Origin of the sequence: Flavobacterium phycosphaerae (assembly GCF_010119235.1) — a bacterium.
Taxonomy (GTDB): Bacteria; Bacteroidota; Bacteroidia; order Flavobacteriales; family Flavobacteriaceae; genus Flavobacterium; species Flavobacterium phycosphaerae.
Genome location: NZ_JAAATZ010000001.1, coordinates 35,651 through 49,359, shown reverse-complemented (window position 1 = coordinate 49,359; position 13,709 = coordinate 35,651). Strand labels below are relative to the sequence as shown.

The window sequence follows — 13,709 nt, the reverse complement described above, 5'->3', positions numbered from 1 at the left end:
AATTATAAAAAATCGACTAACCCTTTGATGGAATTAAATATACTAAATTTTTCATCCAATTGCTCTTTTTCAATAGATTCAGTAGCTCTACCAATGGCCCATAAACTGGAAGATTCCTCTAAGATTTCTTTTTTTGCCTTTTTAATGTAGTCATTTACCTCTGATTTGTTAGGTTCAACAGTCATATAGCAGACAAATATAATGTTGTCGAAATACTTTTTTAAATCTTTTAAACTGTCAAGCGGAACACTTTCACCAAGATAAATAGTTTTATAACCATGGTTCAGAATTTCATAATTCAAAAACATCAAACCCAACTCATGAATTTCATTCATAGGTAGATAAAGCACAAAGACTTTATCTTCTTTTGATGGAGACACTGATTGTACTTCTTCGGTATTGGTGAGTAATTTTTGTTTGATTAAATGTGAAATAAAATGCTCATGAGCGGGTGTTATAGTATCTGCTTGCCACAGCATCCCGACTTCTTGAATTAAAGGGATAAAGACATCATAAAATACTTCACGAAACGACCTTTCTGAAAGCAATCGGTTGTATGTCGAGAAAAATAAAGTCTGATCAAAATTCATCATAGCCATTTTAAAGGAGCTTATGGCATGATGTTTTACGCTTTTCTCAGAGATGATTTCGTTGACTAATTCCGGAATACGCTCTTTGGAAAGCTTTGAGATATTCGAAATTTTATAGCCATGGTTATGAAGTAGCGTAATGTTTAAAAGTTTCTGAAGATTTGTTACATCATACAGACGAATATTAGTTTCGGTTCGCATAGGCTCCAAGACGTTATACCTTTTTTCCCAAATACGTATGGTGTGCGCTTTGATTCCGGTGAGATTTTCTAAGTCTTTTATGCTAAAGACATTTTTAACATTGTTCATGTTTTTGTTCAATTTATTAAACAAAATTAACAAAATAAAGTTAGCACAATGCTTTTTGGAAATATACTTTATAAAAAAATAAAATCTTGATAAATTTGTTAACCAAAAGAGTAATCAAGATAAGGGCTAACGTAGTTTTTCAACCTAGCATTCTTTGGAAATAAAAAAACAGCTGATAAAAATGCCTTGATTTATCAGCTGTTTTTATTCATATGTGACCACGATGGGATTGATAAACTGTCGTTTTTTTATGCCTTTTTCGTCTTATAAGACGTTTTTCGAGACTTTTTTGTAATGATTTTTTTGTTGATGTGGACAATAGTGGACTGAAAAACCACTAACTGGACACAAAAACGGGCACAAATTTTTGACATGAATTTGTTAAAATTTAACTTTAACAACATCAAAAAAGACTGGAATGAAAACACGATTTTATCTTAGAAAAGGGACTAAAAGCTATTCAATTAATTTTGAATACAGAAATTCATATGGAAACATTCGGTTAAGAACTTCAACTGGATTTACAATTCTTAACCCTAAAGAATGGGATGCCAAAAAGGAACGATTAAAACTTCCGTCATCAGTATTGAATGCTGCGAATATTAATTTGAATTTATCCGCTGCTATTTTCAAATTCAACAAATCTATTATGTATATCAACGAAGATGAATTATCTGAAATACATGCACAAAAGATAATGTATGTTGCCTTTGGTAAGAGCAATAATATTTACACTGAAAAAACGAATTTTACCAAGAGAAATTTGATTGAATACTATGAATGGTTTTTAGATTATTATTCCATGAACAATAGCCCATACACTAATAAAAATCTAACATTAGGTACTATCAAAACATACAGAACTGGATTATCAAGGCTCCAAGAATATATTGAAGACAGAAAATTAAAAAGTTTTTCATTTAACGATTGTAATAGGGATTTTTACAATGATTATATAAGTTATTTGACCGCCAAAAATTACTCTAAAAACTATATTGGTACAATCATTCAAAAACTTAAAACAGTATTGGGTTATGCCTTTGATGAAGGGATACATAGTAATGTAGAATTTAAGAAAAACTATTTTTCCAAATTTGCAGAAGAGATAGATCATGTTTATTTATCTACGGAAGAACTAAAGAGAATTATGGATTTAGATCTACAAAATTCTGTCTTAGAAATTGTTAGAGATATTTTTTTAATTGGATGTAATACAGGATTGAGAATTTCTGATATACTATCGTTACTTAAAAAGACAAATCAAATAATTTTCACAGAAGCTGACGTGAAATATTTTAAAATAAAGCAAATCAAAACTTCAAGTACAGTTATTATACCCCTTAATTCTGTCGTCAATGATATCATCAATAAATATAAGGGGAGCTTACCTAAATATCAACATCTTAAGGTTATTAATGAAAACATTAAAAAAATCTGTAAAAGAGCAAATATTACTGAAAATCATATTATAAGAAGAACTGAAGGTGGAAAGGAAGTAGAATACGAATTCCCTAAATATAAACTTGTTTCCTCGCACACAGCCAGAAGATCATTTTGTACAAATGCCTATAAATCTGGAATGCCAATTCAAGATATAATGGCTATTAGTGGCCATAAAACGGAGCGTGTTTTTCTAAATTATGTAAAGGTTGAAAAAGTGGAGAATGCTAAAAGAATTGCGAAATATTCTTTTTTTCATTGAGCAAATTGGTTATGTAGAAAGAGGCTCCGCTATTCTTTAGATTATATCAGTATTTTCAAGGCTTAGCAAAGATTTATTTTTATAGGTACAACTATAGGGTAACAGTTCTAACACTTTGTTTTAAGCAATACAAAAGTATAATATATATTTATGTTGTATTATCAATTTCATTTACAATAAGAAATTACATTACGCTTTTTAGCTAGCATGATTATAAGTCATAGATGCTTCATTTATTATTCTTCATTTTCCTAAAGCAAGATCATAATTCCTAGCTCTTATTTTTAATAATTTGAGTTGCTTTTTTTTAAAATCAGCTTTGAACTAATTTTTTTGACTGAAAGAATTTGATTATAATTTTATTATTGTGTTCTTATCCCTTTGTTTTCGGCAGACTTCATTTTTTTATTGTTTTTTTTCTAATTATATTTTTTTTGTAAGAAAAAAAGTTTTAGATTTATGAAAAAATTAACAATAACTATTTGCCTAAAAACCTGTAATCTATATGCTTAAAAAATTCCCACTACTACTTTTATTGTTTATTTTATTTATTTCCGGTTTTACCATTTTATATTTCAAAAATGCTAATAATTCGATTGTTTATGTGGATAATTATAAATTATTTGAAGGATTTAGGATGACTAAAGAACTTAAAGAAGCCGGAGAAAAAGAATTGCGATTCAAAAAAATCCAATTAGACTCGTTGCAATTTTTACTTAATAAAGCTGCTGACAATACTTCAAGATCAGCAATAATGCAACAATTAATCAATCAAAAGCAAGCTATAGAAGAATTTCAATCAAATTACAGTCAGTCAAATTCCGAAAAGATATGGGAAAGAATTTCGAACTACACCAAGGACTTTGCTGAATTGAAGCACTATGATTTAGTTATTGGCTCTAATGGCAAGGAGCAACTTTTGTATGGAAAAAAGGATAAAGATGTTACCGTTTTATTGTTGGACTATCTAAATAAAAGATATGAAGGTTTTCAATAAAGCGCTTTGTTTCGTGTTGTGTGTGCTTGCCTTGTCCTGTAAGAATGATGAAGAAAGTAAATTGGATGATTCTGATATTAGATTTCGGTATTTCAATTTAGAAAAACAAGGCTGGAAATCTAAAAGACATTTGCAAAAAGCAGATGGAATTAATTTTGAAGCAACCGAAGTTCCTATACAATATTATTTACTCAAGAATATGGGTAATTCGGATTTGATAAAAGTTGATTCAATATATGAAGTCAATAAAAGAGAAAGAGTTATTGAATTTACTTTTGAACAGGATTATGAGGAAGATTTACTTCAGGAAAAGTATACTAATTTGAATTATGAAAAATCAGTGGAATACCTATCATTTAGCATTCAAAATGATTTTACTGTTGTAACATCAAAACACGACACCATAGCGTGTACAGGAGCCCTATTTGAAAGAACATTTAAAATAGCTCCTAAAAACAAATTGTTGTTGTTTTTCTCTGGTATTAACCCCAATGATCATATACAATTAGTGTATCAAGATAAATTATTCAAAACCGGAACTCTCAAGTTTAGATTTAAAGATCCAATATTAAAACTGTAATTATATGTTTAAAGCAATCCGTACCAGCAAGTTTACAAAAGGTGTTATATACTATTTGGTATTAATGTTATTTATTGAAATGACACAGCCTATAAGGATGTATGCCTTGACAAGTGGGCCTAAACAGCCTGAATTCACTTCTTTTACACCTCTATCTACCTCAGATATGGTTAGTCTCACCTCAGGAGACTTTAATTACAACATACCGATAATGGATGTTGGAGGGTATCCTATAAATCTTGCTTATGACTCAGGGGTTACTATGGATCAAGAAGCCTCATGGGTAGGACTAGGTTGGAATTTAAATGTTGGACAAGTGACAAGACAGGTTAGAGGATTGCCTGATGATTTTCGGGGGGATTTGGTTAATTATAAAAATAATATGAAAGATAATGTTACCGTTGGATGTAATTTTAATTTATCTCCGGCTCTTTTTGGTAACGATACACCTTTTAGCCTCGGATTGGGTGCTCAGTATAATAATTATAATGGTGTTTCGTTCACGCCATCTATAGGTGTGTCATACTCATTGGGTGGAATAGGTGAAGTAGGAGTAAGTCTTTCCGGTAATGTTGAAGAAGGAGCGACTTTATCTCCTTCGATAGGATTGTCAACAAAAATAACAGGAAATACTACTGCTTCTCTGGGGCTTTCGGCTGGATTGAATAGTAGAAAAGGATTGGAGAATATGGGTATGTCTATTTCTACAGGTACGGTTCAGAAAAATGATAAAGCCTATAAAGAAGGAACGGACAAATATGATGATACTAAAGATCATACAGGTACACATTCCGGAGGTGGTGCTTCAATGGGAGGCAGTCTTTCATTTAATAATCAGAGTTACACTCCTAGCAAACGAATTGCATACAATAATAATAATAAAACGTTTAATGCCACTTTAGGAGGTGAAATTTTTGGTTTAGAAGGTCAGGTAAGAATCACAGGCTATGGATCTGTTCAAAGTATTGATGAATCCTATAAAAACAGAAATGTTGCCGCATTTGGTTACGAAAATACTCAATATAAAAACAGAAGAGAAGGCGTATTGGATTTTAATAGAGAAAAGGAGCAGGTTATTTCAAAAAACACCAATGCTTTACCGGTAACTAATTATACGTATGATATTTATAATATTGAAGGACAGGGAGTCTCAGGTATGTTTAGGCCTATTAGATCCCAAGTTAGCTACCTGTATAATGATGATGTAGCTGATTTTAGTTCGAGTAATAGTTTTGGCGCTGAATTTGGCGGAGGGAATTTAATACATGGAGGTGTTAATTTTAATGATGCCCCTACAAATAGTAAAACAGGTATTTGGAAAAATAATAATTTCGCCTTACCTGTTTTTTCTGAGAGCAATAAAGATATTAACAAGAACCCTTTATACGAACCTATAACATTTAAACTTGTAGGAGAATTAGATGTAGACAATGAAATTAATTTATACACAGGACGTATTAGAGAGGAAAGACCTTTAAGGCTGCAATTAGACCTTGATGAAATAAACCCAAGCGTGTTGCCTATATATATGTTTAAACCTAATGTGAATTTGGCTCAAGCAGCAACAAATTACACTCCGAATAGTATCCCTGTAACCACTAAAATAAAGCGTTCAGGGAGACTTTTAAGAAATCAAACCATTCAAAAAATTACAGCTAAAGAAGCTGATGGCAAATTTGTTTTCAGAAACACTTTTGCAAAAGATTACCATACGGCTGGAATGAAGGTATTACAAAATAATGGATCAACCTATGTTTTTGGTAAATCAGTATACAATACAAAAAAAGTTGAAGCAACTTTTGACGTATCAGGGCAAAATCAATCAATACCTGACAATGATATTCAAAATGGTTTAATAAGCTATAGCTCCTCTATGTCACAAAATTCTAGCGCTTTTAGTGACCGTTATGAAAATAGAGTAACAACTCCAGAATATGCCCATACTTTTTTACTGACCAGTGTACTTTCTACCGATTATGAAGATATTAGTAACGATGGTCCATCAGATGATGATTTAGGAAGTTATACTAAATTTGACTATACTAGTAAAGGTGACCCAAATTATATATCTGACTATAAATGGAGAGTTCCATTTAAACGATTTAAAGCTTCCTTTAACGAAGGTTTAAAATGTAGTGGTAAAGATCAAAAAGGTAATTATATATATGGAGAAAAAGAGCTAACCTATCTTAAGAGAATTGAAACCAAAACACACGTTGCTTTTATCGATTTAGAGGACAGACATGATGCGATGGGAGTTATTAATCAGGATGGTGGAGCCGGATCAGCATCAATGAAGTGTATAAAAACAATACGTTTGTATTCAAAGACGGAATTAATAGCTAAAAATATTACTCTTGATGAGGCTCAGGCTGCCAATGCCGCTAATCCAATTGCTGTTCAACCTATAAAAACGGCTCATTTTAATTATAATTATTCATTATGTAAAAAAATCCCGTCCTCAGATAATGATCAAGGAAAATTAACTTTAGAAAGCTTGTATTTTACCTATAGATCCTCAAACATGGGTAAGTTTACACCATATGTTTTTCATTATAATGAAGATAGTATTGAATCAAATGCAGATTACAGTATTAAATCGTTTGATATTTGGGGGAACTACAAGACTAATTCGACATTTTTGCCCACTACAGACTTCCCTTTTGTTGAACAAGACCAAAATACCGCTGATCAAAATACCGCTATGTGGGTACTAAAAAGTATTCAACTACCTTCCGGCGGAACTATAAAAATTACCACAGAAAGTGACGATTATAAGTATGTTCAAAACAGAAAGGCTATGCAGATGTTTAAGGTGATTGGAGCAGGTGGAGCAACGCCAGATGGGCCACCAAGTAGTTATAGTGACCGATTATACACTCTTAGTGGAGGACATAATAGATTTATCTATGTACAAACTAACAATCCTAGTATAACTGTTCAACAATTTAAAGATAATTACTTGTCTGAAAACATGTATAAACCTATTTACTTCAAATTTTTAATTAGTATGCATGCATCAAGTTATGATTATGTTTCCGGTTATTTTGAAATTGACCAAAAAAGAATCCAAGACATGCAAGTTAATGATGGCGTTGTTTCCCTCCCCCTAAAATTTTTAAGAAAAGATGGAGGATTTACAGGCAGTGATGAGGTTAACCCTATAGCAAAATCGGGTTGGGGATACGGAAGGACTTACTTGAATAGATTTGTTTATGGTGGTGGAGATGAAGTTAGCGCTGGATTTGTATCAATTGTTAAAAATCTAGTGTATAGTATTGGTTCGATGGCTGAAATTTTTACGGGACCAAATAGAGCTTTAGAATTAAAGCATTGTGCTGATAAATTCGATAAAGCGAGATCATGGATTAGATTGGAAAATCCTATTGGTAAAAAATTTGGTGGAGGCTTAAGGGTTAAGAAAATTGAATTAAGCGATAATTGGGATGTCATGAATAATGAGGACAATCCTATTTATGGAGAAATGTACGGACAAGAATATACCTATACATTGGAAGACGGTGTTGGGTCAAGTGGTGTCGCTACATTTGAGCCTAATGCTTCACCTGAAAATCCTTTTGTAGAACCTTTTTATGGTAATGACAATCAAAATTATGCAGAGAGAATAGGAGCTCCTAGGGAAACTAATTATGTAGAAAAACCTTTTGGTGAGAATTTTTTCCCTTGCCCAAAAGTTACTTACTCAAGAGTTACCGTTACTAATTTAAATAAGAAAAATGAATTTGATGATAATAAATTCATAAAAAAACACGCAACAGGAAAGGTTGTAACGGAACATTATACCACTAAAGATTTTCCTACTATAGTTGATTATACAGATTATGATGTAAGACTCTACGATTATAAAAGTCCATTATTACAAATGTTAAGTGTTTATGCTCAAAGTCATTTAACAGCCTCACAAGGTTTTACTATTGAGACTAATGATATGGATGGAAAGGTTAAATCGCAAAAAGTGTATGCAGAAAATCAAAATTCTCCAATTTCAAGGGTAGATTACAATTATAACGTTGATTCTACTGGAAAATTAAGTAGTGTGTTCACCACTATAGATGAACATGGGAAAATTAATGAAAAATCACTACTTGGAATTAATTATGATGTGATTAATGATTTTAATGAAAGTAGAACGGTAACTCAATCCTATGGATTTGATGCTAATATAGCCTCATTCTTAGCAGGTATCTGGCCTGTTTTTGTTCCTATTGTTTTGCCGAGAGAGGCGTATAACGAATCACAGTTAAGAACCGCTACAACTACTAAAGTAATTCATAAAACAGCTGTTTTGGTTGAAACAGTTGCCTATGATTTAGGGTCGCGAATTGCAACCAAAAATCTTGCTTGGGATGCAAAAACAGGTCAAGTGTTGCTTACTCAAACTATAAACGAATTTGATGAGAAGTACTATAGTTTTAATTTCCCATCCTATTGGTACTATAAAAATATGGGAATGGCTTCTGAAAATATTGATTTATCAGGCAAATTAGCAGAAACTATTACTTCAGGTGATTCTTATTTTTATCTTAATGGTTATTCACCTTTAGTACCTGCTAATAATATCAATAAGTTTTTTAAAGTAGGTGATGAGTTATTCTTTGATGACAATGGATTAAATACAAAACTTTGGGTTTATGCTATTAGTAGCAATCATATTAGACTAATGAATAAATCTGGTGAAATTATAGATTCATCCAATCAGCCTTCCGATTTGCATTTTAAAATTATTCGTTCTGGAAATAGAAATCAGCAAATGTTAGCTATGGCATCAATCACATTAATGAAGAACCCTATTTTAGATATAAACGGAAATTTAAGATCCCAATTAGGAAATGATTCATTTGGTTATGACAGCAGTAATGATGTGACTAGTGTTAAGGTAATCAATGCCAATGCTATTGAATATAGTGATGATTGGAAATCACAATGCGAAAATAATCTACCTAATGAATACGGTTTTTTGAACGCTATTCCTGAAACTCCAGTAAACCCATATTTGTATAATATTAAAGGTGATTGGAGAGCAATTAAGTCTTATGCATACTTAACGGGACGTAATAATTTTGAAACTACCAATAGACGTAAAACAGGTTTTTTCAAAAAATTCAGCCCATTTTATAAATTGAAAAGTCAGGATTGGTATATAGACATGGCTGGTTGGACTTTTGCGAGCCAAGTTACAATGTTCAGTCCATATGGCGTTGAACTTGAAAATATGGATGCATTAAAAAGATTTTCTTCTGCCCAATATGGATATCGATATACGTTACCTATGGCAGTTGTTTCAAATGCAAAGTATAGAGAAATTGGATTTGATGGTTTTGAAGATTATGATCCTATGAATATTTTACTTAATCAATCGGCATCTCTAAAGCCTCATTTTGGTTTTTCTCAAGGAGTTTATGATAAAGACAATGCTTATATAACAGATAAAAAATCTCATACAGGAAACAATAGTGTTGCTGTTTACCCTGGTCGTAGTGTACAATTTATAAGAAGAGTTGATGGGTGTCCTATTGATGCTGATACAGAAGGAACAAGAAATAAGTCTTTTGAAAAGGCTAAGACGACAATCAATTCCTCAACTAAAAAGAAACAATAGATATGAAAAAACTAGTTTTATCAATAACGATCCTATTTGTAACTTTATTGGCTCATGGACAATCTAATACTATTGCTTTATTGACAAGTAGTCCAAATATTAGTAGTCCAACTACCTTGACTGGAGGAACTTCCCTTGCTTTAAGCTTTAATATTAATTTACCATCATCTTCAAGTTGTTATCAAAAGATTGTATTTAATTCAGGAAGTTTGATTTATTCTTCATCGCAACTTCCTACGGGGGCTTCCGTTAGTCAGGATAATAATAATATTTATAACAGAACTGTTACAATATCAAATATAAATAGCACTACTAGTGGTATCTTAAATTTTAATATTACTTTTTATGTGCCAACTGGAGAATGTTTTACTGCTCAGTCATTGATAGCTACTTTAAGTACTTATGACGGAACTTGTTCGCCAAGTCCTGCAGTTTATCAATCGCCTTTGCTGACAATTAACAATACAGATAAACTAGATACAGATTTATCACAGGTTGAGCCGACTAATACTACAAATATTTGTGCTGGTACAGTTGTTAAGTATAAGTATCGAATTGCGAATCCCGGGAATTGTCTTAATTATACTAATGCTAAAGCTTTTTTGCAATTGTCGTCATGTGCGACGGTAATTGGTGTATATAATCAGAATTTAGATTTCAATAATCCGATTGCATTATTACCTCCTTCAGGTTCAAGTCCACCAAATTCGCAAACCATAAGTTGGAATGTATTTACTAATCCTAGTACTCCACTACCTATGACTATTTGGTCGTATCCTTTAACCTTTTATGTTTATGTTAAATACCCATGTAATATCTGCAATAGCACTCCATTTTTCAAGCCTATAACATACGCAACTGGTCAAAAACCTTCCAATTGTGGAAGTAATTTAACATATCAATCGCTAAGCCATGAGTTTACAACGTCATTATCGGGTGTTAATTGTACTGATTGTAACGGAGGAGGAGGATCAAATATTGCGGTTACAGCACCCACGTTGCCTTGTCCTAGTGTTTGCAATGTTTCTAATTATTTGACTGCAACTTATAATGTAAGTATTACGCCTGGAAGTAATTATAACAGGATATTTTTTATAGCTGATGTGCCCTCTGGTTTTCTTATAAATTCAATTACGAACTCACCACCAACCGCCTGTGGTATTACTCCTGTAGTTGAATATTTAAATTCATCAGGTAATTATGTACCGTATGCGCCTTCCTCAACTCCTTTAGCCACTACAAAAGTTAAATGGACTTATAATTGTACTATTCCTAACGAACCACTAACCTTAAATTTCAATATTTCATATCGATATAATTTGCTTAGTCCACCTTCGGGTCAGGTGCCTTTTTATTGTCATCTTTATTATGATACTATTGACACTGCCCATAATTCTTCCAATGGAGCTGGATATTCAACAGTTGCTTCATGCAGTCAACAATTAACAGCTAATAAGTATATTATTCGCTATAATCCAGATGAAAGTGAGGTGCTAAATTCTTCAGGAACACCAGCCCTTTTTGGTTCGGTTAATGATGGTTCTCCTGGCGAAGTTTTTAGTTATAGAATAAATGTGAAAAATATTTCTAATACAGGTGTTTCAAATGTAAAAATATTGGATGATTTAAGTAATAAACTTGTTTTTTAGGTCCAATAAAGTACATATACACAACTGATCCAAATCCTCATGAATCAAGTTTTACCATTTTGACAGGTAATACTATGAACATTCCTGATATGGGGGCAGTTGCTCCTTTGGTTACAATAACGAATGGACCTACTTCGACCCAACTAAAAGTTGAAAATATTAATTTTCCATCAGGAAATTGCCTTGCAAACAAAACCTTGTATATTGAGTTTAAGGTGCAGGCAAAGAATAGTCTTATGGCTCAAACCCAAATTGTGAATCAAGCTTACGTCAAGAATTCTAATGGAACCTCTTTAGTTAGTGATGCTTATTTACAAGCAAACATGACCATTAAGTCGTTATTTCATTTAAGTAATAAAATGTTTGTAAAATGTAGAAAATTTACGACTTGGTTAAGTGATGATTCTGCTACTTTAACAGAACCTCCAGTGCCAATAATACAGAAAGTACGAAATGGTGATAAGATTGACTTTAAAATGCTGGTTTTTAATGACGGTTCAGAAAATATGACTCTCTATGATTTATTAAATTTAAAACCGCAACCCGGTGATCAATTTGAAAGTGATCATACACCTCGTGGATCAGATGGTAATACTTATATTAATTATTTTAACACAACAGGTCCACCAACTATTACTACTAATACATCTTTTGTTCAACCACCTGTGGTAAGTTATAATAATGATGTAATAAATATGTTACGGGACAATTTAGCTAATTGTCCACCAGGAAGCGGGACTAGCTCGCCATGGTTGCCTAGTTTTGGGAATTCAACAAACTGGATGAGGATTAATTTCTCATCAGCAGGTCATGTTTTGCACCCGGGAGATTATGTTGAAGTTATATACTCTGCCAAAGTTTCAGGCGACACAGGGCCATCTTACAATTCCTTTATTTATAATGCGAAAGATAATTTGGGTCAGTGTGTAGTTCATGCCAACGCCAGAAAATTGACTATAATTAATGACGGTGAAGGCTGTGATCCTCCCTGTATTGATTGTGCCTCTTTTGGACTATTAAAAGGAGAAAAATATTTGGTAAGTGGATGGGTAAAAGAAGAGTCAAATGATAATCCAAAGAAACAATTTAAAACTTATGTTAATAGTTATATCAATGTTTCATTTAAACACGAGAATTCTAATGATTTGTTTGATAATCCCTACATCTATACTTTCAGACCTACAGGTGATATTATAGATGGCTGGCAAAGAATTATAGGTGAAATTACTGTGCCAGGTGATGAAACTATACGAGTTGGAGATATGATACTAGAGCTTAAAAATGAGTCAAGGTTTGAAAAAGTAATGTCTTATTTTGATGATGTTAGGGTTCTGCCAACTAAAGGGAATATGAAAAGTTTTGTTTATGATCAAAAGACCCAGCGCTTGATGGCTGAACTTGATGAAAACAACTATTCAACCTTTTATGAGTATGATCCGGAAGGTGGATTGATCCGGATCAAAAAAGAAACTGAAAAAGGAGTTTTCACCATTCAAGAGACGCGAAGTGGTAATGTAAAAGTTGGAGGGAAAGAATAATGAAAAGTATTAATATGATATTGTGGCTTCTGTTTTTATCTATTAGTATAAACAGTTATGGGCAGCAAAAAAAACTTTCAGTTGACGAGGTGATTAGAACCGCTGAAGATGTACTGAAAAAACGGAAACAGGTCTCTTATAATACAAAGTACACATTATACAGTGATTATAGTACTAAGGAAATATACGAGCAATATAAAGGTGTTTTTTTAAAGAAAAATAATGTGTGTTATGTTAAAATTAAAAACACCGAGTTTATTGCCTACGATAATTATGGATTGAAAATAAATAATGATGAGAAAGCTATACAAATTCGGAATGCAGCTAACGCTGCTTTTGAAGAGTCTCCACTATCAGTTACTGCTTATTTAAAAGTATTTGAAAATAGAACGATTAAAAATGATAAAGACTTTTATATATGTGAATTGAAGCCAGGGAAAATTTCGCAAGTAATGTTGAGTAAAGTAATTATTTATATTAAAAAATCTGATTTGAGCATTACCAAGCAATTGTTGTATTATGTAGAAAAAATGGAAACTAAAGATAAAAACGGGAAAAAAATCTACACTACTCCAAGATTAGAAATAACATTTTCAAACCGGATAATAGACAATAAAAAAGACGATTTACTAATAAAAAGAGATAATTATTTTACTGTCAAAGGGAGTGACATAAAGTTGTCTCAACGATTTTCAGGTTACAAATTATTTAAATCATAAGGAAT

The 13,709-nt window shown here is 32.1% G+C and carries 8 protein-coding genes; 7 read left to right on the top strand and 1 reads right to left on the bottom strand.

All coding sequences use genetic code 11. The features are described from left to right. Nucleotides 1-2: 2 nt before the first annotated feature. Nucleotides 3-899, bottom strand: coding sequence for a MerR family transcriptional regulator (locus GUU89_RS00180; protein ID WP_162126061.1), 897 nt, complete (start codon nucleotides 897-899; stop codon nucleotides 3-5). A 418-nt stretch (nucleotides 900-1,317) separates the two neighbouring features. Between GUU89_RS00180 and GUU89_RS00175 the strand changes: the two genes are divergently transcribed. From GUU89_RS00175 to GUU89_RS00145, 7 genes are all read left to right on the top strand, one after another. After that, nucleotides 1,318-2,601, top strand: coding sequence for a tyrosine-type recombinase/integrase (locus tag GUU89_RS00175; RefSeq protein WP_162126060.1), 1,284 nt, complete (start codon nucleotides 1,318-1,320; stop codon nucleotides 2,599-2,601). A gap of 505 nt (nucleotides 2,602-3,106) precedes the next feature. Then, the gene (locus GUU89_RS00170) at nucleotides 3,107-3,598 is read left to right on the top strand and encodes an OmpH family outer membrane protein (protein WP_162126059.1); all 492 of its coding nucleotides are present in this window, start codon (nucleotides 3,107-3,109) and stop codon (nucleotides 3,596-3,598) included. After that, nucleotides 3,582-4,178: a hypothetical protein gene (locus tag GUU89_RS00165; RefSeq protein ID WP_162126058.1), complete on the top strand. Its 597-nt coding sequence runs from the start codon at nucleotides 3,582-3,584 to the stop codon at nucleotides 4,176-4,178. The genes GUU89_RS00170 and GUU89_RS00165 overlap by 17 nt, the downstream gene beginning before the upstream one ends. Before the next feature lie 4 nt (nucleotides 4,179-4,182). Further along, nucleotides 4,183-9,798, top strand: a complete 5,616-nt coding sequence (locus tag GUU89_RS00160; protein ID WP_162126057.1) for a hypothetical protein — start codon at nucleotides 4,183-4,185, stop codon at nucleotides 9,796-9,798. 2 nt (nucleotides 9,799-9,800) lie between these two features. After that, nucleotides 9,801-11,447 carry a hypothetical protein gene (locus GUU89_RS00155; protein WP_162126056.1) on the top strand — a complete coding sequence of 549 codons (1,647 nt, stop codon included), beginning with the start codon at nucleotides 9,801-9,803 and terminating at the stop codon, nucleotides 11,445-11,447. A gap of 74 nt (nucleotides 11,448-11,521) precedes the next feature. Further along, nucleotides 11,522-12,985 carry a hypothetical protein gene (locus GUU89_RS00150; protein ID WP_162126055.1) on the top strand — a complete coding sequence of 488 codons (1,464 nt, stop codon included), beginning with the start codon at nucleotides 11,522-11,524 and terminating at the stop codon, nucleotides 12,983-12,985. Beyond that, nucleotides 12,985-13,704 carry a hypothetical protein gene (locus tag GUU89_RS00145; protein WP_162126054.1) on the top strand — a complete coding sequence of 240 codons (720 nt, stop codon included), beginning with the start codon at nucleotides 12,985-12,987 and terminating at the stop codon, nucleotides 13,702-13,704. Before GUU89_RS00150 ends, GUU89_RS00145 begins: the two co-directional genes overlap by 1 nt. Nucleotides 13,705-13,709 lie beyond the last annotated feature (5 nt).

Coding starts and splice junctions, on each gene's coding strand:
- GUU89_RS00180 (WP_162126061.1), bottom strand. CDS start 899: ATGAACAATGTTAAAAATGTCTTTAGCATAAAAGACTTAGAAAATCTC.
- GUU89_RS00175 (WP_162126060.1), top strand. CDS start 1,318: ATGAAAACACGATTTTATCTTAGAAAAGGGACTAAAAGCTATTCAATT.
- GUU89_RS00170 (WP_162126059.1), top strand. CDS start 3,107: ATGCTTAAAAAATTCCCACTACTACTTTTATTGTTTATTTTATTTATT.
- GUU89_RS00165 (WP_162126058.1), top strand. CDS start 3,582: ATGAAGGTTTTCAATAAAGCGCTTTGTTTCGTGTTGTGTGTGCTTGCC.
- GUU89_RS00160 (WP_162126057.1), top strand. CDS start 4,183: ATGTTTAAAGCAATCCGTACCAGCAAGTTTACAAAAGGTGTTATATAC.
- GUU89_RS00155 (WP_162126056.1), top strand. CDS start 9,801: ATGAAAAAACTAGTTTTATCAATAACGATCCTATTTGTAACTTTATTG.
- GUU89_RS00150 (WP_162126055.1), top strand. CDS start 11,522: ATGAACATTCCTGATATGGGGGCAGTTGCTCCTTTGGTTACAATAACG.
- GUU89_RS00145 (WP_162126054.1), top strand. CDS start 12,985: ATGAAAAGTATTAATATGATATTGTGGCTTCTGTTTTTATCTATTAGT.